The 23,620-nt window shown below is 36.2% G+C and carries 20 protein-coding genes; 9 read left to right on the forward strand and 11 right to left on the reverse strand.

Annotated features, from left to right (window positions below; translation table 11 throughout):
- Positions 1-11: 11 nt before the first annotated feature.
- The 7 genes from ACQ5J2_RS15165 to ACQ5J2_RS15195 all read left to right on the forward strand — a co-directional run bounded on the left by ACQ5J2_RS15165 (position 12) and on the right by ACQ5J2_RS15195 (position 8,384).
- On the forward strand, positions 12-854 hold the full coding sequence (locus ACQ5J2_RS15165; protein ID WP_432671307.1) for a YHYH protein: 843 nt from the start codon (positions 12-14) through the stop codon (positions 852-854).
- Complete coding sequence (locus ACQ5J2_RS15170; protein WP_432671308.1) at positions 781-1,416, forward strand: toxin-antitoxin system YwqK family antitoxin; 636 nt, start codon at positions 781-783, stop codon at positions 1,414-1,416. The genes ACQ5J2_RS15165 and ACQ5J2_RS15170 overlap by 74 nt, the downstream gene beginning before the upstream one ends.
- A complete protein-coding gene (locus ACQ5J2_RS15175) occupies positions 1,406-2,062 on the forward strand; it encodes an SCO family protein (RefSeq protein ID WP_432671309.1) in 657 nt (218 codons plus the stop codon). Before ACQ5J2_RS15170 ends, ACQ5J2_RS15175 begins: the two co-directional genes overlap by 11 nt.
- 57 nt (positions 2,063-2,119) lie before the next feature.
- Complete coding sequence (locus ACQ5J2_RS15180; protein ID WP_432671310.1) at positions 2,120-4,408, forward strand: CotH kinase family protein; 2,289 nt, start codon at positions 2,120-2,122, stop codon at positions 4,406-4,408.
- A 74-nt stretch (positions 4,409-4,482) separates the two neighbouring features.
- Entirely contained in the window at positions 4,483-5,832 is a 1,350-nt protein-coding gene (locus ACQ5J2_RS15185) for a YHYH protein (RefSeq protein ID WP_432671311.1), read from the forward strand.
- A 75-nt stretch (positions 5,833-5,907) separates the two neighbouring features.
- Positions 5,908-7,533, forward strand: a complete 1,626-nt coding sequence (locus ACQ5J2_RS15190) for an aryl-sulfate sulfotransferase (protein WP_432671312.1) — start codon at positions 5,908-5,910, stop codon at positions 7,531-7,533.
- A gap of 86 nt (positions 7,534-7,619) precedes the next feature.
- On the forward strand, positions 7,620-8,384 hold the full coding sequence (locus ACQ5J2_RS15195) for a phosphatase PAP2 family protein (protein ID WP_432671313.1): 765 nt from the start codon (positions 7,620-7,622) through the stop codon (positions 8,382-8,384).
- Between the two features lie 53 nt (positions 8,385-8,437).
- On the opposite strand, the gene ACQ5J2_RS15200 is transcribed toward ACQ5J2_RS15195, so the two are convergent.
- A complete protein-coding gene (locus ACQ5J2_RS15200; protein ID WP_432671314.1) occupies positions 8,438-10,936 on the reverse strand; it encodes a DUF7619 domain-containing protein in 2,499 nt (832 codons plus the stop codon).
- Between the two features lie 465 nt (positions 10,937-11,401).
- Between ACQ5J2_RS15200 and ACQ5J2_RS15205 the strand changes: the two genes are divergently transcribed.
- Positions 11,402-12,121 carry a DUF6261 family protein gene (locus ACQ5J2_RS15205; protein WP_432671315.1) on the forward strand — a complete coding sequence of 240 codons (720 nt, stop codon included), beginning with the start codon at positions 11,402-11,404 and terminating at the stop codon, positions 12,119-12,121.
- Positions 12,122-12,229: 108 nt separating this feature from the next.
- Here the strand turns inward: ACQ5J2_RS15205 and ACQ5J2_RS15210 are convergent, their stop codons facing one another.
- From ACQ5J2_RS15210 to ACQ5J2_RS15255, 10 genes are all read right to left on the reverse strand, one after another.
- The gene (locus tag ACQ5J2_RS15210) at positions 12,230-12,658 is read right to left on the reverse strand and encodes a hypothetical protein (RefSeq protein ID WP_432671316.1); all 429 of its coding nucleotides are present in this window, start codon (positions 12,656-12,658) and stop codon (positions 12,230-12,232) included.
- 184 nt (positions 12,659-12,842) lie between these two features.
- Entirely contained in the window at positions 12,843-13,715 is an 873-nt protein-coding gene (gene sucD, locus ACQ5J2_RS15215; protein ID WP_432671317.1) for a succinate--CoA ligase subunit alpha, read from the reverse strand.
- A 94-nt stretch (positions 13,716-13,809) separates the two neighbouring features.
- Positions 13,810-14,946, reverse strand: coding sequence for a hypothetical protein (locus ACQ5J2_RS15220; RefSeq protein ID WP_432671318.1), 1,137 nt, complete (start codon positions 14,944-14,946; stop codon positions 13,810-13,812).
- Between the two features lie 3 nt (positions 14,947-14,949).
- Positions 14,950-15,312, reverse strand: a complete 363-nt coding sequence (locus ACQ5J2_RS15225) for a nuclear transport factor 2 family protein (protein ID WP_432671319.1) — start codon at positions 15,310-15,312, stop codon at positions 14,950-14,952.
- A complete protein-coding gene (locus ACQ5J2_RS15230) occupies positions 15,302-16,243 on the reverse strand; it encodes a UDP-3-O-(3-hydroxymyristoyl)glucosamine N-acyltransferase (protein ID WP_432671320.1) in 942 nt (313 codons plus the stop codon). Before ACQ5J2_RS15230 ends, ACQ5J2_RS15225 begins: the two co-directional genes overlap by 11 nt.
- Positions 16,244-16,328: 85 nt before the next feature.
- Positions 16,329-16,895: an elongation factor P gene (gene efp / locus ACQ5J2_RS15235; RefSeq protein WP_432671321.1), complete on the reverse strand. Its 567-nt coding sequence runs from the start codon at positions 16,893-16,895 to the stop codon at positions 16,329-16,331.
- Positions 16,896-16,926: 31 nt separating this feature from the next.
- Complete coding sequence (gene lpxA, locus ACQ5J2_RS15240) at positions 16,927-17,712, reverse strand: acyl-ACP--UDP-N-acetylglucosamine O-acyltransferase (RefSeq protein ID WP_432671322.1); 786 nt, start codon at positions 17,710-17,712, stop codon at positions 16,927-16,929.
- Positions 17,713-17,790: 78 nt separating this feature from the next.
- Positions 17,791-19,179, reverse strand: coding sequence for a bifunctional UDP-3-O-[3-hydroxymyristoyl] N-acetylglucosamine deacetylase/3-hydroxyacyl-ACP dehydratase (locus tag ACQ5J2_RS15245; protein ID WP_432671323.1), 1,389 nt, complete (start codon positions 19,177-19,179; stop codon positions 17,791-17,793).
- 17 nt (positions 19,180-19,196) lie between these two features.
- Complete coding sequence (lpxD, locus tag ACQ5J2_RS15250) at positions 19,197-20,225, reverse strand: UDP-3-O-(3-hydroxymyristoyl)glucosamine N-acyltransferase (protein WP_432671324.1); 1,029 nt, start codon at positions 20,223-20,225, stop codon at positions 19,197-19,199.
- A 33-nt stretch (positions 20,226-20,258) separates the two neighbouring features.
- A complete protein-coding gene (locus ACQ5J2_RS15255; RefSeq protein ID WP_432671325.1) occupies positions 20,259-21,497 on the reverse strand; it encodes an HD domain-containing protein in 1,239 nt (412 codons plus the stop codon).
- Positions 21,498-21,754: 257 nt separating this feature from the next.
- Here ACQ5J2_RS15255 and ACQ5J2_RS15260 point away from each other — a divergent pair, with 257 nt between their 5' ends.
- Entirely contained in the window at positions 21,755-23,566 is a 1,812-nt protein-coding gene (locus tag ACQ5J2_RS15260) for a hypothetical protein (protein WP_432671326.1), read from the forward strand.
- The last annotated feature ends 54 nt before the right edge of the window (positions 23,567-23,620 follow it).

Below are 23,620 nucleotides of genomic sequence, written 5' to 3' on the forward strand. Positions count from 1 at the left end.
AGAAACAAATTATGACTTTTAGAAAAAACACAAAGTTTTACACGGCAATTACTGGAATTGCATTGTTTTCAATTTTAGCAGTTGCATGTAGCAATAGCGATGATAACAATGATGATAGTGGTATTATAGATGGAACTGAGCTACATAAAGCTTTTGCAGAGTTTGACACGGATAATGTATCAGTAATGTTGAACGGGACCAATGTGGTTATTGAAACAAACGGAATGCCCAATCACACTTCTCCTTATTGGTCAAATACTACAGCGAGAAGTGCCGTAGATCCTATGGGAAATTCACTAACAACTCCAGCAGCTTTAGTGAATCACCCGTTATTTGTTCCGCCTTTGAATGATGATTATTCACAAATGGCACCCGGAAACATCGATGACTTTAATGGTTCTTATAGTTTAACCGTAAAAGCAAGTCCGGTGAAAGCTTCTAGTTCTTCTGCAACAGGGTTGGGTGCAATTGGAATTGCCGTAAGTGGAGCTGTAATTTATAACGATGAGGAAGGTCCAAACATCCCTTTAAATAACGCCGTTGGTTCATTAGATAATGACGGAGCTCATACAGGACCTCAAAGTTACCACTACCATTTAGAGCCTAAAAGTTGGTCGAACAACGACAGTAAATTAATAGGTGTTATTGCTGATGGATTTTTTCTTTACGGAAGAAAATGCAACTCGACAGGAACGTATCCTACGGATTTAGATGCTTCAGGCGGACACACTTCTACTACGCAACATACTACAACGGCAGAATACCATTATCACATACAAAATGAAGTATACCTTAATCAATATTACATCTTATTTCCAGGAAATTATCAAGGTACCGCAAGCCAAATTCAATAGTTTAATTGGTTTGTTTTTGGCCATTAGCCTTAGCGCTTGTAATGCCGAAGTAAAACAATCTACTGTTGAAATTAATAAAGTTGATTTAGTGGTTAACCCAAGTAAAGGGCTTGTTTATTACAAGAACAAGCCCTTTGATGGGGTTTCAGTAAAGTACTATCCCAACCAGCAAATCGCAGAATCCATCCAATACAAAGCAGGAATCAGAAATGGGGCTTTTAAAAAATGGTACGGAACTGGCAAAATCAGTTACGAAGCTCATTACCAAAACGGATTGCTTGAGGGAGTTTCCTCTACATGGTGGAAAACGGGCATAAAACGTTCCCAATCCCATTTTAAAAAAGGTATTTCAGATGGTATTCAAAAACAATGGTATCAATCGGGAGCTATTTTCAAAGAAATTACACTTGTGAATGGAAAAGAAGAAGGATTGCAAAAAGCGTATCGTGAAAACGGAAAAATATATAATAATTACGAAGCCAAAAATGGACGGATATTTGGTTTAAAACGAGCCAACTTGTGTTTTGAATTGGGCGATGAAATTGTACAAAATGAAAAATAGTATCTTAATAGTGCTTATGTCTTTACTCCTCCTGGGATGTAACAAGACAAAAAACGAAGTTGTAGAAAGTAGAGTGAATAATTTACCTTACTACAGCGAAGCTACCTTCACACCCCATTGGTTTTCCCCTGAAAATGATTCTTTGAAAAATTTTCATACGATTCCTGCCTTTGCATTGATCGACCAAGAAGGCGATACCATTACTAATTCAACCTTTGACAATAAAATATATGTAACCGATTTCTTTTTTACGACTTGTCCTGGAATTTGCTTGAAAATGACCAAAAGCATGCATGTCATCCAAGAAGCATTTCAGAATGATACGGAAGTAAAATTGCTTTCACATTCGGTTACACCTGACATTGATTCGGTTCCGGTTTTAAAAAGATATGCTACTGACAAAGGTATCAATGCAAAGCAATGGCACTTAGTTACTGGTGATAGAAGCAAAATTTACAGCTTGGGAAGAAAATCCTACTTTGTAGAAGAAGATTTGGGAATTGCCAAAACTGATGATGAATTTTTACATACTGAAAACTTTATTTTAGTTGATAAAAACAGACACATCCGAGGCATTTATAACAGTTTAAACAAAGTTGCTGTCCAACAATTAATCGCCGATATAAAAACTTTAAAAAAAGAATAAATTTCGCGCAAGAAATATACAGAACCGTCGTCTAAACAAAAATATAAAAACAAAAACATGAAAAAACTTACCCTACTGTTGTTATTTTGTACATGTAGTACATTTGCACAAACCTTTTACGATTTAAGCACGATACAAACTATCGAAATCACATTTGCCGAAAGCAATTGGGATGCATTATTAGATGCTGCTGAAGCTTCTGACGCCTATATTTCTGCTCAATCTGTTTCAATAAACGGAACCGTATTTTCAAATGTGGGTGCTAAATACAAAGGAAACAGCTCCTACAATGCCAGTCAAGTTAAGAACCCTTGGCATATTGAATTGGATACTTATGAAGACCAAAATTATCAAGGTTACACCGATATCAAATTAAGTAACGTTATTTTTGATCCAACGTTCGTAAGAGAAACATTGGGTTATAAAATTATAAGAAATTATATGGATGCTCCTTTAGCTAATTATGCTAAATTATATGTAAATGGTACCTACATCGGACTATATACCAATGTAGAATCCATTTCTAAGAAATTCGTTGACAATCGCTTTGGATCTAAAACCAATGCTTTCTTTGATTGTAGTCCGCCAGCTGGTGCAGGACCAACAAGTACTAATTTGCCTAATTTATCTTATTTAGGAACAAACAGCTCTAGCTATACCTCTGCCTACGATATGAAATCAGATGAAGGTTGGGATGATTTAATTGCATTAACAAATACATTATCAACAACAACATCAGCTAATACAGCATTGATTGAAGCTAAATTAGATATCGACAGAACAATGTGGTTTCTTGCATACCATAATTTATTTGTAAACTTGGATAGCTACATTGGTCAATTCAAACAAAATTACTATTTGTATAAAGCAGATAATGGACAGTTTAATCCTATCATTTGGGATTTAAATATGTGTTTTGGTGTCTTTGGTATGACAGGTACTGGTGGGAATTTAACAACGTCAACTAAAAAAACAGTATCGCATACGCTACATTCTACTGAAGCAGCTTGGCCTTTGGTACAAAAATTATTAGCAGTACCTACTTACAAAAAAAGATACTTAGCACATTACAGAACAATGCTAGAAGAAGTTGTTTCAACTACAGGTTCTGCATATTTTTTAACGGATGCTCAAGCATTACAAACCTTAATTAGTGCTGCGGTAGCTTCAGATGTAAATAAGTTTAGTTACCAAACGACTTCAAACATGACTAATAATCTTAATTCAACCGATGTTACTGTTGCAAATAATTCTGCACCTGGAATTAATGGATTATTGACAGCAAGAAAAACATACTTATCTGCACTCTCTGATTTTACAAGTACACAACCAGTTATCGCAACTGTTACGCCTTCGTCTACTACTCCTTCGGTGGGTGGAACGGTTTCTATAACGGCTAATGTTACGAACACGACTACCTCATCTGTTTTTGTAGGATACCGTTCTAATAAAAACGACATCTTTGCAAAAGTACAAATGCTGGATGATGGCGCTCACAACGACGGTGCGGCTAATGACAATGTATATGGTTCAACTATTCCTGTTAATGATGTGGCTATTCAATATTACATCTATGCAGAAAATACTAATGTCGGTAAATTTTCGCCGGAAAGAGCTGAACATGAATTCTACACCATCAATGCTACTTATCCTACAATTACACCTGGACAATTAGTGGTTAATGAAATTATGGCTTCCAATAGTGTTACCGTTACAGATGATAATGGCGACTATGAAGACTGGTTTGAATTGTACAACAATACCGATACTACTTTGAGTTTAGATAATTTATATGCTTCTGATTCACAAACCAACTTGTTGAAATGGCAGTTTCCTACAGGAACTACAATTGCTCCTCACTCCTATTTAATTGTTTGGGCAGACCAAGATTTAACCGAAACAGGTTTACATGCTGATTTTAAATTCTCTGCTGGTGGAGAAAACTGTATCCTTTCTTACCCTGACGGAACTGTTATTGAAAACATCGTTTTTGGTGCACAAACAACGGATATGGGTTATGCAAGAGTACCCAACGGTACAGGAAGTTTTGTAATTCAAGCGCCAACTTTCAACATCAACAATGAAACAAATTTAAGTGTAGGTCAATTTGAAAGCTTTAAATCTAATTTGAAAGTATATCCAAATCCTACAGCGAATATTGTAAACATTGCTAACGATGCTTTCCCTATAGGAAACATTACTGTAGTTAATTTGCAAGGTCAAACATTGTTTAATAAAGTCTATAACAACGAAAGCAAAGTTGCCATTGACTTATCTAATTATGCAAACGGTGTTTACTTGATTCAAGTAAACAATCAATCTGTGATTAAAGTGGTTAAAAAATAAAGTATTAAAAACATTGGTTTGTATTAAACCTTTAGTACAAACCGATGTCTTACTTTCATATTATACTAATTTACATGAAAAAAGCACTAACTTTTCTAACCTTTATAGCCGTATTCTCAGCACAAGCTCAAACAAATCCTGCAATTACTAAATGGTTATTGAACACCACCAACATTACCGGAAAACACTACATTGCAGGAAATGCTACACCAATAAATGATGCTGTTCTTGCAAATGTACAATCGGTTAATTACGACGCTACACACGCTTATATTTCGGCAACAGGGATTCCGGCTTACATCACGGGTCCATTTTTAGATAACAATCCCTCTTTGGCAACAGCCCAAAATAAAATATTTAAATTTCCATTGAATCCTACACAAAACACGGGAACTCCAACCGCTACTACTGGCGGAAACATCGGAGTTTTTATCAACGGAGTAGCTCTTTTTGATTACCGAGATGGCGTGGCTTGGAACAATAGTACTCAGGCACTTTGTGGAGGACCCGGAAACAGTGCTTGTCCCGGAGGACCTGCAGCAACTCAAGCTTGGAATAGAGATGCAATTCCTGCCGAAAAAGCAGGTTTTGACTGTAACAAAGCGCATCCAGCCAATGGAAACTACCACCACCACCAAAACCCAAGTGCTTTTAACTTAGACTTAGTGGTTACCTCAACAATTTGTAATACTTATCCAGCCGATGGTTTGTATGTAATTAATACTACACAGCATTCGCCATTAATTGGTTATGCCTACGATGGTTTCCCCATTTACGGCGCTTATGCTTTTACCAATGTCGACGGAACGGGTGGCGTTTCGAGAATGAAATCCAGCTACCAATTGAAAAACCAAACGACAAGAACAAATGGTCCAGCAGTGAACCAAGTTTTGGGTGCTCAAACCTTTTTCAACGGATATTTCAGAGAAGATTATGAATTTGTTTCGCATCCCTCTGACGCTACTTATTTAGATATTCACAACGGACGTTTTAGTATAACTCCTGAATATCCTAACGGAATTTACTGTTACTTTACAACCGTGGACGCCAATCATAATTCGGCTTATCCTTATGCCGTGGGGCCTACTTTTTATGGCAATAAAACGGTAACAACCGTTACCACAATTCCTTCTGGAGCTACTGCTTATCTTTCGACAGCCAATGAAAATTTGTTGAAAAATAAAAAAGTAATTATCTATCCAAATCCCGCTCAAGAGTTTTTTGCCATTCAAACGGAATTGACAGAAACCGATTTGAAAGTTGAAATAATCAATGAACTGGGACAAATTGTGAAAACCAGCACCATCATACAAGGAAGTACGCTGAGCATTATTGAAACAGATACTTTATATAACGGAATGTATATTGTAAAACTATCAAATGGTAAAAGTGTGCTCTCTCATAAAATTATAGTTAGTAAATAATTCGTTTTTAATTTTTGTTGTTATTAGGTTTGATTTGTTCATTCAATTCAAACCTTTTTTTTAAATTTCTTGTTTATGAAAAAAGCGTTCCTCCTTACCTTTCTAATTATTTGTTTCCAAAATCATGCTCAAACCGTAGGCTTAATGCAGCATGATTCAGGAAGTTTAGACGACGGTTATGTTCTTTTTGCACCAAACACAAATACCACCACGTACCTGATTGATAAATGTGGTGCTCAAGTTAAAACCTGGCCCAGTACCTATAGGCCTGGTCAGTCGTGTTATCTTTTGCCCGACGGAACTTTATTACGAACAGGCAACGTAAACAACAGTATTTTTACAGCGGGTGGAACGGGCGGAATAATAGAAAAAATAGATTGGAACGGAAATGTAACTTGGAGCTACACCGTTTCCGATGCTACGAAATGCCAACACCACGATATAAAAGCACTACCTAACGGAAATATTTTAATTATAGCTTGGGAATTAAAAACCAACACACAGGCCATTGCCGCAGGAAGAAATCCCGCATTGGTTCCTGCAACCGTGTGGAGCGAACAAATTATTGAAGTACAACCTTCGGGTACCAATGGCGGAACTATCGTTTGGGAATGGCACTTGTGGGACCATTTAATACAAGACTTTGATGCATCAAAAGCCAATTATGGTGTAATAGCTAACAATCCGCATTTGATAAATATAAACTACAATGCAAGTGCTACAAATTCAGATTGGATTCACTTAAATTCCATTGATTACAACCCAATTTTAGACCAAATTCTGGTCAGTTCACACAATATGGATGAAGTTTGGATTATTGACCACAGTACGACTACCGCTCAAGCAGCCACACATTCTGGTGGAAATGCGAACAAAGGCGGTGGTCTAATTTACCGTTGGGGAAATCCTGCCGCTTACAATAATGGTACGACTGCCAATCAAAAACTGTACGGTCAACATAATGCACGCTGGATTGAAAGTGGCTTTCCTTTTGAAAATCAGATTATGATTTTTAATAACGGCATTGGTCGTCCGGGTGGAAATTATTCGACAGTAGAAATTATTAATCCACCCGTTTCTGGTGCTACTTATACCGCGACACTACCCTACTTGCCGCTGAACACTTCGTGGAATTATAATGAAGGAAACCCAAACAACTTATATTCTCAAAATATTTCGGGAGCTCAACCTTTATCTAACGGAAATGTATTGGTTTGCAGCGGAAGTAATGGAACTTTTACCGAAGCAACTTCCACTGGAACTCAAGTATGGAAATACACCAACCCTGTCAAAAACACTGGAATCATCAGTCAAGGAACAACACCAACACAAAACTCGGTTTTTAGATGCAGCTTCTACCCTTCAAGTTACAGCGGTTTTGCCAATCATACTTTAACATCGGGAAGCACCATCGAAAACACCAACACCGTTTCGGCAAGTTGCAACTTATTATCGGTAACGGATTATGAGGCTTACGCCAATGTGAAACTCTACCCCAACCCGACAACTGACCAAGTTACATTGACTAGTGAAAACCAACCGATAGCACTTGTTACCGTATCCAACATGCAAGGACAACTGATATGGTCTCAAACCGTTGCAAATCAAAATTCAGTAACAATCGACTTGTCTCCGTACCAAACTGGAATTTACCTTCTAACCATAAACCAAAGTACAACGCTGAAAGTTTTGAAAAATTAAGTTTCCCTTAATATGGCTCAGCTGCTAAAATTTCGAAGTCCATTCGCCGTTAATCTGTTTCAGATTAATTTTAAAAACATTCGATTATGTTCAGTATTAAATGGGTTCCAGTGGTGCTATTACTTTCCTTCAATGCGTATTCGCAAACCGAAAACGATTCCATTATAGTTGCCAAACAAACGGTGGATACGGTACAGTTGAAGTTTTCTACCAAGCAACTAATTATTCCTGCGGTTTTGATGACCTACGGCGTCGTGGCGATTGAAAGTGACTATTTAAAATTAGTCAACACGCAACTTCGAGATGAATTAAAGGAAAGTATTGATGAGAAAATCACGATTGATGACTTCTCGCAATATGCGCCAATGGCGACGGTTTATGTACTGAACAACATCGGCATCGAAGGCAAGAACAACTTAAAAGACCGCTCCATCATTATGGCTATTTCCTATGCATTGATGGCCGGTTCCACTTTAGGCATAAAGTCGTGGACAAAGATTGAACGTCCCGACGGAAGCTCTAACAATTCCTTTCCATCAGGGCACACCGCCACGGCTTTTGCAGGTGCTGAATTTCTTTGGCAAGAATACAAAGACGTCAATATTTGGTACGGCATTTCAGGCTATGCCGTTGCAGCAGGTACGGGTTTCTTTAGAATATATAACGGTAGACACTGGCTTTCTGATGTAGCTATGGGTGCTGGAATTGGTATTTTGAGTACCAAAGCTGCTTACTGGATGTACCCCTATTTAAAGAAACATTTGTTTGCTAAAGAACGAAACACGACTTCAATGATTGCTCCTTTTTATAATGGAAAACAGACTGGGATTGGGTTTGTGATGCAGTTTTAAATAAAAAAACCCCCGATTAAAACCGAGGTCTCTATTTATATTCTAATATAAAGTTACTTCTTCATAAACTTCACATTAGAAGTCCCTTTGTCTGAAAGGACTTTTAAGAAGTAAGTTCCTGTAGTTAAATTAGAGACATCAACAGTCGAAACACCTTTGGCATTGGGTACAGAAAGCACTAATTGTCCTACCACATTATACACTTCCATACTTTTCAACTCGATGGCTTGTTTTGCCGTAAGGTTCAAAGCGTCATTCGTTGGGTTTGGGTAAACCGTTAGGTAGTTATTGAATACAAAATCTTGGGTGGCCAAGGTGGCAAACGTGGTTACAGCCGGTTCAGTAATTATCGGGAAGTTATAATCGAAATAGATGCTTGCCGAGTTGCTGAACGTATCGCCTAAAGCCAATGTAGGTAGTGTTTTTATTTTGAAAACGATATAACCGTCGTTGTTGGCATCGTCAAAAGGAAGGTTGATGCCTTCGAAGATGAACTCTACTTTGTTTCCTGTAATTCTAGTAATATAATCGTGACTTGCATTTAACGGAATCAACGAGGCTACATCAAATTTAGTTTCGTCAATCATGTCTTTTACTACAATGTTTTGGGCAGGAAAAGTTCCTGTGTTTTCAAAACGAATCATGTAATGCACATATTTCCCAATCATATCTGGCGTGATACTAGTTCCTTCTAGACAAGTTTTATCGTTGGGGTCAAAGGAGTTTACGACTAATTGTTGTAAAGTCGTAAGGTTATCTATAGGATTAGTGTCTTCGCCTACACTCGTATCTACATTTGCGCTAAAAGACAGCATACTTCCGCTGTTAAGAGCTGGAGTTTCTGTAGGGGAATTCAAATTAAACACAACGTCTATGGTTCTGGTTTCGAAAGGTTGCAGATTTAAGAACGTCCAAAACAAATTACCTAGAGGAAGTACTTCGGTAGTAGGTGCTGAACTAACATAATCTAATGTAGCATCGTCGTAATTAAAAGCCATACTTCCCATAGCAATGTTGACGTTCCCAATGTTTCTATAAACGATTTTATAATGAGCATCAAATCCTGGAATTGCAGCACCCATTGGAATAATGGTTACGTCTAAATCTTGGTGAAAGCCATTTGGTGTGATACAGAAATCTAGTGTAAATGGGCTTGTGGTATCTGGAAAAGTAACTGTTGCTGAGTTTGCCGAGATATTAAAATACGTTGGGTTTTCTAAAACTGGTGTTATAGTATGTGTTCCTGCTTGAACTGGAATATTAAAGTTTCCATTTTGATTCGTTATTAGAGTAGTCGAGGTTATACCATTTGTAACATATAATTTCTGATTAATAATATTTTCGTCATTTGTATCACAACTAGTATTATTATTACTATCAAATTTTATATTACCGGCAACAGTATAAAAAATTCCTCCCGGAATAAATGAACAATAACTATTAACGTGGCAATCTTCATAATTATAATCCGCAATAAGGGTTTCAATGTTTGCTAATTCAAAATCATCTGCACAAATATATTGCAAATTTGGACAATTAGAAAAGTCAGTAATTGTATTATAACCATTTTTGATATTGATACTGCTTAAATTCAAGTTATTGAAGCAATTTAAAGAGTATAATCGGCAGGATGATGCATCTACATTATTTATTTGATTATCATTACAATTTAAATACTGTAAATTTACTAAGCCATCAATGTTTATAGCATTGAGCAAATTGTTATTACAATAAAAGAAATGCAAATTAGAACCAATGAGGTTTATGCTGGTAAGTTGATTAAAACTGCAATATAAACTTTTGAGGTTCGATAATCCACTTACATTTATACTATTTAATTGATTATAATTAAAAGCAAGTTCATTAAGATTATTTAAACCAGTCATGTCCAAGCTTGTTAGCTGGTTATTTGAAGCTCTTAGAACCTTAAGATTTGTTAATGTACTCAAATTTAAATTAGTTAACTGGTTATTATCACAAAACAATTTCTGTAAATTAGTTAAACTGTCTAAATTGATAGTTTCAAAATCATTTGAATCAATTGATAAATGATTTAAATTAGTCAAGTTACTTATATCAATACTAAACAAATTATTACCATCACAATTTAAATATTGCAAATTAGATAAAGAGTTAATCGATAAACTTGCCAAATTACTATACTTACAATCTAATTGCGTAAGATTTGGCAAATAACCTATATTTAAATATATAAGATAAGGACTATATCCAACATTTAAATATTGCAGATTGACAAAACTCTGTAAGCCGGTTAAATTTGATAGAAAAGTACCCCCAATATTTAACCATTTTATGGCTGCTGCTTCGCTGTATTGAATCTGACCGTCGTTATTTACATCTATAGAATTGTAAGAACTTGGTGAATAACCAATAACATGTGATTGAGTTGATGCGAAATAAGTTGAAGAATTAGCTTCAAGTAATCTAGCCTTAAGGTAAGTATCCGGAATAAAAACAATATCACTAGGATTCTGCCCACTAACACTCCCAAACCCCATCAAAACAACCAATAATAAGTAGTATTTTTTCATAAAAATAATTTTTGTAAATATATAAAAATCAATGATTCATCAACTACTTTCACCATAAATAAACCAAAACACCTGTTTTTTTCAAATAGTTACTCGGGAAGTAGGTTTACCTAGTTAGATGTCTCGCTGAGTTGCTCGGGAAGCAAATAAACATAGTTTATTGCTTCGCTGAGTTGCTCGGGAAACAAAATAACACTCTTAGATTACTCCCCGAGTTGCTCGGGAAGCGAGTTAACACACTGCGACACCTTCTCGAGTAACTTTTGAGGTTTTTACCAAAGACGAACCCCTTATTTTATTGATTTTTTTGGCATTCAACAGTCTTTTACTTCTGTAAGACACTTTTTTTAAGTGGGTTACACTAAAAAAAAAATCAAAAAAAAAGTTTGGTATTAAAATATTTATTAATTTTAAATCGCAAAATCATACAAAGTGTATGGATGCTAATTGAAAATTTTTATAATTATGATATACGGACTTAACCTTAGATTGCTTCGCAATGCCGAACTATTGCAATTTATAGATTACATCATTAAAGCAGTAGAGCGAAATAACCCCACGGCACTGCATTTAGATGCAAAACTGATGGCGTTAAAAGTGTTATACGACCAGATTGATGCACTCTTTAAACTGCCACAAGACAGCCTCCTTACCGAAGATTTGCAAAATTTTGATATTCAAAGAGACCGTGCAATTACCGGAATTTATAAAGCACTTGATGCGTTCAGTTACCATTTTGATATTCATTTTACAGATGCGGCTAAACTTTTAGACCGTAACTTGACGATGTACGGTCCAGAAATATATAAGATGAATTATCAAGCCGAATCTACCACTATTACTAACATTATTAAAGATTGGGATACTGAAACTGATCTGAAAGATGCAGTAACTTTACTGGGGTTAAGTGATTGGAAAGACGAGTTAGACAGTAGTAACCGCAATTTCATTGCCCGTTATGACGATAGAAACCAAGAGTACAGTGCCGAGAGTTTAGATAAAATTAAAGAAAAACGCATCGAACTTTATGCTGCCTATTATAAACTAAGAGATTTAATCACGTCTTATGCTACTATTGATGAATCCAATCCTGGATATCAACAGTTAATTAGAGAATTTAATAACTATATAGACAGTAACAATACGCTTCTTGCTGGTAGAAAAGGAAAAAAAGAGGAGGAATAAATGCGTGTCCGTCTAATTTAGTGTAGATTCTGAAAACAAATTCAGTAGGACAAAAAGAAAAGGCTGCCCATTTACGGACAGCCTTTTTATATTTATAAAGAAAGTAACTTAAAAAGCTACATTCCATCGTGGCAAAGTTCCTTTCTCGTCAAGGAAGTTTTGCAACATTTGCCCTTCTACAGCAGTAGGAATAGCTTTGTTTTTTTCGTTGCATGTTTCGTACCATGAAACCTCTAGTCTTTCGATGTTTTCTAGTTTCATTTGAGCAGGCCAAGAGTATTTTCTACCTGTTTTGGCAAACTGATGCCCGTTTACAATCTTGTCGTAAAGTCCACCGTTTTTGCTTTTCAACGTTCCATCATTCTGAACCGTTCCTGTTGAACCTACCATAATTAATTCTTTTTCCTCACCATCTACGGCATATACCATAAACACACCACTACCCGCTTCTGGAGCATTGCATACGGTTTCTAAAGCGTCTTCTTGTGTGAACGAAAAGGTATTTTGGGTTTTGAATTTCTTTAATTCTTTGTACATATTATTTTGTTTTGCCACGAAGACACTAAGAAACGAAGTTTTTTTTATGAAGAACTAAGATGCTAAAGTAATCCGTGTGATTGTTGTAATAAAAAACTCCACCGTCAAGTGGAGTCTTCTCTATTTTTGTTGAGCTAAAAATCTAAAGTCTATACTCTTTATTCTATGCTCTATTTTCTATACTCTATCCAAGTACTTCTTTCACTTTCATTCCAATTTCAGCAGGAGAATCTACCACGTGGATACCACATTCTCTCATGATGCGTTTTTTAGCTTCAGCTGTATCGTCTTCACCACCTACAATAGCACCTGCGTGACCCATTGTACGTCCTTTTGGAGCAGTTTCACCTGCGATGAAACCTACAACTGGCTTACGGTTACCGTCTTCTTTAACCCATTTAGCAGCATCCGCTTCTAGTTGACCACCAATTTCACCAATCATGATGATGATTTCAGTTTCTGGGTCGTTCATCAATAATTCAACTGCTTCTTTTGTAGTAGTCCCGATGATTGGGTCTCCACCAATTCCGATAGCGGTTGTAATTCCTAAACCTTGTTTTACTACTTGGTCCGCTGCTTCGTAAGTTAAGGTTCCTGATTTAGAAACGATACCTACAGTTCCTTTTTTGAAAACGAAACCTGGCATGATACCAACCTTAGCTTCACCTGGAGTAATAACCCCTGGACAGTTAGGACCTACAAGACGACAATCTTTAGTTTGAATATAAGCATACGCTTTAATCATATCTGCTACAGGAATACCTTCGGTAATCGTGATGATTACTTTGATACCTGCATCAGCCGCTTCCATAATTGCATCAGCTGCAAAAGCAGGCGGTACAAAAATAATAGTAGTATCTGCACCAACTTGGTCAACAGCATCTTTAACAGTGTTGAAAACCGGACGGTCCAAGTGAGTTGACCCACCTTTACCTGGCGTTACACCACCTACAACGTTTGTTCCGTATTCAATCATTTGCGAAGCGTGAAAAGTTCCTTCACTTCCGGTAAAACCTTGCACAATTATTTTAGAATCTTTATTGACTAAAACGCTCATAAATATATCTTTTAAATTATTTTTTGAAATAGTGTTGCAAAAGTAAGTTTTTAGGGGCAATATTTAAAGTAAAATCATAAAATAAGTAGCATTATTATTCTACTTCTTGAATGTTTTCCTTTTTGTAAGGGTACTGATTGAAAACAAATGAAGTCTTCAAGTCGGGATACTTCGCATTAAACTGTTCTTTTATCTTTTTGAAAGCCCTTTCTTCGGGAATTACGGGTACTTTTAACTCTTCCAAAGCCCAGTTGTTGAGTTTTATTAAGTGCGTACTGCTGCAATAATTGTCGATTTTTGTAAGAGCGGCATAGTGCTCTAATTCCGGATACTGTTGCACATCATCCACACAAAGAGCAAGTATTTTCGTATTACCCGAATATAAATTGAACGATAAATACTGGTCCCATTGATTAAAATGACTTAATATTGGTAAGATTCCCACGAGAATAAATACGGCTGTATTTAATTTGCTTCGAAAGAATTGCACCTGTATTTGCGGTACTTCTTTTCTGTAAATGAATACCAGTAAGAACAGCATCATCGCTAAATTCCAAGGCACGATAATGTTATTGTGATTCGTTCCTGTTGGCCCGTAAATGAGTATTATAAAGAGATGCATCAATAGTGCAGCGATGCAAAAGTATTTTTTATTGCGAAAGAAGATAATTCCAATTCCTATTACTATCTCAATGAGGCAAGGCACCAAACCAAGATAATGAACTACGGGCATTTTGATAGTCTGGGTGTCAAGGTGCAAATAATTAGTAAGCACTAGTTTGTCCCAAAATGTATAGAGGAAACTGCCGTCAAATTTATGAATACCACTATAAACATAAGTGCATCCGATGAGAAGCACGAATAAGGAAAGAAATTGTTTGCGGTCTTTGGCAAATAGAAAAAACACGAAGGTAAGGAGGTATTGAAATTGCCAAGGTTGCCAACGCATCTGGTCGAGCAAGCACGAAAGAATTTCGAAAATAATTAGTGTAGCAATGATTTTTTTACTTGGAAATAAGAAAACAACAGCGATTCCCAATAAGGAAATCACGTACAACCCGAGATGTACCGTATTATCAAATTGTAGAAAGTCGAAAGTAGGTATTGTTGGGAATAAGCGGTCTGCTGTCCAAAGTTTGAACGACATCACTTTAGCTACAAACCAAGCAACAGCAGTTATTCTTAGCAACACTACATCTGTTGGCGAAGCTTTTATGTTCCAGAAGTTCATCCTTTAAGAAATTTGACTCATCTGGTAGCCACGATATAGCTTATCGTCTTTGACTTCCCAGATTACAAAGAAGTGTGCCAATAGCATTTCTTCTCGTGGATTCTCAACTGTTTTCACAAAGTGCGAATACCGAACGGCTACTTGATTTTTCTCTTGAACCAGTGATAGAATGCGGATTTTAGAACGAACGTAGGAAGCGCTCAACTCTTTAGTCAAATCCAGAACACCCTGCTTATCAAGCTTTGAGAATCCTTTGCTGCTCTGCCATTCCAATATAAATTCAGGATGCAAATAAGGCTCCATTTCTGAAACATTAATAAAAGCCTCCGACTTATAAAAGTCTTGAATTATCTTTTTAGTTGTCATATTTCTTTACTTTTTCAATGAGTTCTGGAATCTTTTTGATGTAAGCCAATTGTTTTAGTTTCTCACGCGATTCTTCAATTGGAGTTCCAAAATAACTTTTTCCGCCTTCCACAGATTTCGTAACACCCGTTTGCCCCATAATGACGGCTTTTGTGCCAATAGTGATGCCACTTGTAGTTCCCACTTGTCCCCACATTGTTACTTCATCTTCAATAATCACACAGCCGGCAATTCCAGTCTGTGAAGCAATCAAACATCGTTTACCAATAACGGTATCGTGACCTACGTGAACTTGGTTGTCTAATTTTGTCCCTTCACCAATCGTTGTATCTCCCGTAACGCCTTTGTCGATGGTACAAAGGGCACCAATGCCTACATTATCTTCGATCACAACGCGACCTCCAGAGAGTAATTGGTCAAAACCTTCTGCCCTCTTTTTATAATAAAAAGCATCCGCTCCTAAAATAGAACCAGCGTGAATGATGACATTGTCGCCAATTATGGTATTGTCGTAGATAGAAACGTTGGAATGTATCAAGCAATTCTTTCCTATTTTTACATTATTACCAATAAAACAATTGGGCTGGATAAAGGTATTTTTACCAATTTCAGCACTTAAAGAAATTGAAACATTTATACCTTGAAAAGGTCTGAAATGCCTCGTTAACTTATTGAAGTCTCTAAACGGATCATCAGAAATTAATAATGCTTTGCCTTCTGGACATGCTACTTCTTTGTTAATTAAAACAATTGTAGCTGCTGATTGCAAGGCTTTATCGTAATATTTAGGATGATCTACAAATACAATATCACCCGATTCTACTACGTGAATTTCGTTCATCCCCAATACTGGAAAATCTTCGTTACCCACATAATCACAATCGATTAATTCGGCAATTTGTTTAAGTGAATGTGCTTTAGGAAACTTCATTGTTTTTGTTATATGATGAAAAAAAGTTGTCGGTTGTCTGCATACCATTTTAGAAACTGATAACGGACAACCGACAACAAAACTTTTATTCTTTAACTCGCTCCATGTAATTCCCTGAAGCAGTATCAATTTTAATTTTATCTCCTTCATTGATAAACAAAGGCACATTTACAGAAGCCCCTGTTTCTACAGTTGCAGGTTTCTGTGCATTTGTAGCGGTATTTCCTTTCAATCCTGGCTCAGTATACGTAACTTCTAATACGATCGAAGCTGGCATATCCACAGAAAGAGGCAAGTCCGTTTCCGTGTTTACTTGAACCATCACGTTTGAACCTTCTTTCAATAAATCAGGGTGATCAAGTACGTTTTTATTCATCGTAATTTGCTCAAAAGACTCTGTATTCATGAAATGAAAATCGTCTCCTTCAGCATATAAGTACTGATACGTATGTGTTTCGACACGAACGACATCAATTTTATGTCCCGCCGAAAATGTATTGTCTAATACTCTTCCGTTGGTTACGCTTCGCAATTTTGTTCTTACAAACGCAGGTCCTTTTCCTGGTTTCACGTGTAAAAACTCAACAATTTTATAAATGTCGTGGTTGTGCTTGATACACAATCCGTTTCTAATATCTGATGTAGATGCCATTCTATTTTATTTAATGTAAATTATTATTCTTTTAAACACTTCCGCTATACCCTTTCATCACTCCACGAGAAGAGTTTCTGATGAACAAGATAATTTCATCCCGTTCTGGCGTTGCTTCCATTTCCGCTTCAATGATGGCTAAAGCTTGAGATGTATTGTAATTCTTTTGGTATAAAATCCGGTAAATATTCTGAATTTCTCTGATTTTTTCAGAATCAAAACCTCGTCGACGTAATCCAACTGAATTTATCCCAACATAAGAAAGCGGTTCTTTCGCCGCTTTGGTATATGGAGGAACATCTTTTCTCAACAAAGAACCCCCAGAAATCATCGCATGATCACCAATATTAATGAATTGATGTACGGCTGATAATCCGCCAATAATTGCATAATCTCCAACAGTAACGTGACCTCCTAAAAGTACGCCATTCACAATTATAACATTGTCGCCAATATGGCAATCATGTGCAATGTGAGCCGTTGCCATTATTAAACAATTATTACCGATTTTCGTCTGACCAGAAGCAATTGTTCCTCTATTAATAGTCACACATTCTCTGATCGTCACATTGTCTCCTATAATAACGAGTGAATCCTCGCCTCCAAATTTTAAATCTTGTGGAACAGCCGAAATTACAGCTCCTGGAAAAATGTTACAATTTTTCCCAATTCGAGCGCCTTCCATTATGGTTACGTTCGAGCCAATCCAAGTTCCCTCTTCAATAATTACATTATTATGAATGGTTGTAAATGGATCGATAACGACATTTCGGGCTATTTTTGCACCGGGATGCACATATGCTAAAGGTTGATTCATCTTTATATTGTTTCAAGCTTCAAGTTTCAAGCTTCAAGTTATCTGCAACATGAAACCTAAACTTGAAACCATTTTAATTTATTGTTTTCTGGCAATTTGCGCCATCAGTTCTGCCTCCGCAACTAACTTTCCGTTCGCATACGCGTGAGCTTGCATGTGACAAATTCCTCTTCTGATTGGTGTTATCAAATCACACTTAAAAATCAGCGTATCGCCGGGTAATACTTTATGTTTGAATTTGACATTGTCAATTTTCATGAAGAAAGTCAAGTAATTTTCTGGGTCCGGAACAGTACTTAATACCAAAATTCCTCCTGTTTGTGCCATCGCTTCTACAATCAAAACACCTGGCATAACGGGTGCATCTGGAAAGTGACCAACGAAGAAGTTTTCATTCATCGTCACGTTCTTCAATCCTACTACATGAGAATCCGACATTTCAATGATTCTATCAATCAATAAAAACGGTGGACGATGCGGAAGCATTTCCATAATTTTATGAATATCCATCAATGGCGGTTGATTCAAATCGTAGGTTGGAACGAAATTTCGTTTTTCAATTTTAATCAATTTCGCCATCTTTTTTGCAAATTGTGTATTTACAAAATGGCCTGGTTTATTCGCAATTACTTTTCCTTTAATTCGAGTACCAATTAAAGCCAAGTCGCCAATTACATCTAATAACTTGTGTCGAGCCGCTTCGTTGGGATAATGCAAAGTTAAGTTATCTAAAATCCCATTGGGTTTTACCGCGATTTCATCTTTGCCAAAAGCCACCTTCAAATGTTCCATTGTACTTGCAGAAATTTCTTTGTCTACGTATACAATCGCATTATTTAAGTCGCCTCCTTTAATTAATCCGTTTTCTAATAATGATTCCAATTCATGTAAAAAACTGAATGTTCTTGCATCTGCAATTTCAGTTTTAAATTCGCTCATGTTTTTAATACTGGCATTTTGAGTTCCCAACACCTTAGTGCCAAAATCTACCATTGCCGTAACTTGATAATCATCGCAAGGCATGACTAGAATTTCACTTCCCGTAGCTTCATCTGTAAAGGAAATCACCTCTTTCACTACATAAAATTTGCGTTCTGCCTCTTGTTCTTCAACACCTGCTTTTTCAATAGCTTCAACAAAATACTTCGACGAACCGTCCATAATTGGCGGCTCAGATGCATCCATTTCGATAATGACATTATCCACATCACAACCTACGAATGCAGCTAAAACGTGCTCTGAAGTCTGAATTTTTACGCCTAATTTTTCTAAATTAGTTCCTCGTTGGGTATTTACCACATAATTTGCATCCGCTTCAATAATAGGATGACCTTCTAAGTCCATTCGGACAAAGGTATAACCGTTATTTACTGGTGCGGGTTTAAAAGTCATCTTGACTTCTTTCCCAGTGTGGAGTCCTACTCCTGTAAGAGAAATCTCGCTTTTGATGGTAGTTTGCTTAACCATTGTACTAAATTTAGGGTTTATTCTTTTATATTACTTTTTATCATTTCATTAAATTGAATCACCATTTTTGGCAAATTCTTAAAATGAACATACGATTTACTAAAATCATTATATCCAAATGCAGGCGTACCTTGTATAATTTCATCGTCCTTCATATTCTTCGTTACACCAGATTGCGCTTGAATTCGCACGTTATTTCCAATGACAATATGACCTGAAATACCTACTTGTCCACCAATAATACAATGTTTGCCAATTTTAGTCGAACCTGCAATACCCGTTTGTGCAGCAATTACGGTATTTTCACCAATTTCAACATTATGAGCAATCTGAATCTGATTGTCTAATTTAACACCATTTCTGATAATCGTAGAACCCATTGTAGCTCTATCAATAGTAGTTCCTGCTCCAATTTCAACATCATTTTCAATAATAACGTTTCCAATTTGAGGAATTTTGTCATAAGCATCCTCCGCATTTGGTGCAAAACCAAAACCATCTGCTCCAACAATTACGCCTGAATGCAGACAACAATTATTTCCAATTACGGTTTCCGAATAAATTCGAACTCCGGCATGCATCAACATATTATCTCCAATAATTACATTATCTCCAATGTAACAGTTGGGGTATATTTTCACGTTCTTACCTAAAGTGACATTTTTACCAATATAAGTAAAACTGCCTAAGTATAAATCAGCACCATATTTCAAATCTTCCGACATAAAAACAGGCTGTTCAATTCCTTTCTTACTGTCGTTTTTTGCTTGAGCATAAAAGGTCAACACTTTTGTAAAAGCGCCATAAGCATCTTCTACCTTAATGAGTGTAGTAGAAATTGGGGAATCGGGAACAAAGTTTTTATTTACAATAGTAACGGAAGCTTGTGTAGTATATATGAAACTTACGTATTTCGGATTACTCAAAAAAGTGAGCGAACCGTCAACTCCTTCCTCTATTTTTGACAATGTGGAAACTTCAGCGTTAGGATTTCCTATCACTTCACCTTCTAATATGCCCGCTATTTGTTCTGCTGTAAATTTCATTCTGACAAAAATATAAAAAATAGGAGTTAAAAGTTACTTTTCAGCAAGTACTTTTGGAAAGCAAATATAGTATTTAGTTACGGGTTTTGTCAACGCCTTCAAATTTAATTGATCGGAGGCTGCAACTACATCAATAACAGTCCTGTCTTTTTTATAAATTCGGATGGGTTCTGAATCTTTACTATAGGCTTGATTTTTTATTTTACCACGTGTAACAAAATAACTTGCATCATGATAGGTCAGTCCATTCAGCTTAATAAATTTGCCAATTAACAAATCAACATCTTCCTGCGAATATTTTTCATCACTGATTTTTATTTTCAACAAATCACGATTAATAATCATTGCACTCAAACTTTTCAACACGTAATCGTCGTGGTATTGCCACATTTTCAAAGCACTTATAATATCGTAATCGTCTAATTGTGCAAATAGATTTAAGGTTTTTGAATCGAAATCTTCTTGTGTAATTTTATTTTGCATAAAAAACAACAACGGCTGGCTACAGGATAAAACGATTCCTCTTTGCGTCAATTCCTTGGCTCTTTTTAGGACTTTCGTCAAAATTACTTCGGCTACTAAACTTGTTTTATGCAAATACGCTTGCCAATACATCAATCGTCTTGCCATCAAAAATTTCTCTACTGAATAAATTCCTTTTTCTTCAATTACCAAAGTATCGTCCACCACATTCATCATTTGAATCAAACGTTCTGAATTGATATTTCCTTCCGCAACTCCTGTGTAAAAACTGTCGCGACGTAAGTAATCCATTCGGTCCATGTCCAACTGACTTGAAATCAATTGCAACATGAATTTCCTATGGTATTCTTCTTTAAAAATTTGGATTGCCAACGTCAATTCGCCATTAAACTCTTTGTTCAATTCGTCCATAAAAAGTAATGAAATCGACTCGTGATTTACATCCTCCACAATACTGTGTTCCATGGCATGCGAAAAAGGTCCGTGACCAATGTCGTGCAATAAAATCGCAATATAAAGTGCTTTTTCTTCTTCTTTTGAAATTTCAACTCCTTTAAACCGCAACACATCGACCGCTTTTTGCATAATATGCATGCAACCTAAAGCGTGATGAAATCTTGTATGGTGTGCTCCAGGATAAACCAAATAGGACAAACCCATTTGCGAAATACGTCGTAACCTTTGGAAGTAAGGATGTTGCACTAAATCATAAATCAGCGTATTGGGTAACGAAATAAATCCATAAATCGGGTCGTTGAATATTTTAAGCTTGTTGATTTCTGTTGACATAAATCCTTTTTAGGACTGCAAATATAACTAAATAATTGCAAGTTGTAATTGCCTGAATTTTAACACAAAATTAATCCAAATCGCTCAAAAATCTTTTTGTCTAACTGATAAATATCAGTTTTTAAGTGGATGGAAATTTCAATATTTGTTCCTTATAAAATATTGAATATGAAATGAGCATACCCTAACGTTCGTATTAATTACAGATGAAGATATGCGAAATCCATATTCCAATAAAAAACAAATATTATCTACATATGACTAATGAAAAACAAAAACTCCACTCCTTTCACATTCCGGTGATGGGATTGGCGTATACCATTGACAGCCCAATAAAAGTCGCGCATTTTGGCATTTCATCTGTTCTTTCAATTGTTGACGATGATTTGATTGAAAAGATGACTGCTTTTTATAGCAAAAAATTCGAGAAACCGTACCACGAAATTACCCAGAAAATGGAGGATTACCGTGCAAAACGAATCACGACTTATCTGAATTTAGTTTCCGATATTGTTCAGAAAAAGTTCGAAAATTTCAAAGCGGAATTGTGCGAAAATAAAGAAGCGCTTGAGCAATACATCAACATGTTGCCCACTCAATCAGATGTCAGAACTGGTTTGCAACATTTAATTGAAGACGGATTCGAATTAAAGAACAAAGTGGCGGATTATATTGAACGTCATCTTTCTCCAGGTGCTATTGACGTGAACATTATGACTAAAGTGGACAAAGAGAACTTTGTCAAAAATGAAGCTTTACCTGTAATGTATAATGATGCACACGCGGCACTTCGAGGCTTTGCCAATAGCAAATTAACTTCTTCTGTGGTACTTTCTGCAGGACTAAATCCGAGATTATACAGTTATTTTGAGCAATTTTCTGACTTTTTTGGAGACGAAAACAACCAACTTAAAAAGAAAATTATTCTAAAAGTGAGTGATTTCCGTTCGGCAATGATTCAAGGAAGTTTTTTTGCTAAAAAAGGTTTGTGGGTTTCCGAATACCGGATTGAATCGGGTTTAAACTGTGGAGGTCACGCCTTTGCAACTGACGGAATTTTACTCGGTCCGATTTTGGAAGAATTCAAGCAAAAGAAAGAGGAATTAATTGCAAATAATTTCCAAATGATGACCAAAGCCTTGGAATTGAAAAATCTTCCCATTCCAAAACAACCGTTTCCAATGGAGATAACTGTTCAAGGTGGCGTTGGAACTTCAGCGGAACATAATTTCTTACTCCAAAATTACAATATGGACTCTGTAGGTTGGGGTTCGCCCTTTTTATTGGTTCCCGAAGCAACGACACTTGATACTGAAACCCGAGCGCTTTTGGCAAAAGCCAATGAAAAAGATTTGTATTTAAGTCATATTTCGCCGTTGGGAATTCCGTTTAATACGATTCGCGGAACGTCAAATGAGTTTTTCAAACAACAACGAATTGACAAAGACAAAGGAGGAAGTTCGTGTCCGAAAAAGTTTTTAGCGTTGAGTAAAGATAGCAAAGGCAACGGAATTTGTACCGCTTCCAAAAAATACCAAGATACAAAGTTGGAAGAACTGGATGAGATGAAAGCTGATATTTCTGATAAAATATATCAAAAACGAAAAGACTCTATTACTGAAAAAGCCTGTCTTTGTGTAGGATTAGCGAATGCTTCTTACTTAGATAACGATATTAAAATCAAAGGCGAATCCCAAGGAGTTGTTATTTGTCCTGGACCAAATATGGCTTATTTCAATGAGGAAATTTCGCTTGAAAAAATGGTCAATCATATTTACGGACGTGCAAATGTGATGCCTTTTGAAAACCGCCCTAACTTATTTATAAAGGAAATTGAACTGTATGTTGATTATCTGAAAAAAGAAATCGAAGACCACACCGCAATAAATAATGTGGTTTTAAAAAAATGGAATTCGTTCAAATCAAATCTGATTTCAGGTATTGCATATTATGAAAATTTACTCTCACAGAAAAATTCGTTCGATAAGAGTGAAATAACTCGTGAAAAATTGAGTTTTTGGAAGAAAAATATAACTTCAATTGAATTTCCAGTTTTAGAAATGGCATAAAAAAATCCGTTGATAATATAGAAAGAGAAAATAATCAACCGATTGTTTTCTCTT

Origin of the sequence: Flavobacterium sp. SM2513 (assembly GCF_050908145.1) — a bacterium.
GTDB lineage: Bacteria > Bacteroidota > Bacteroidia > Flavobacteriales > Flavobacteriaceae > Flavobacterium.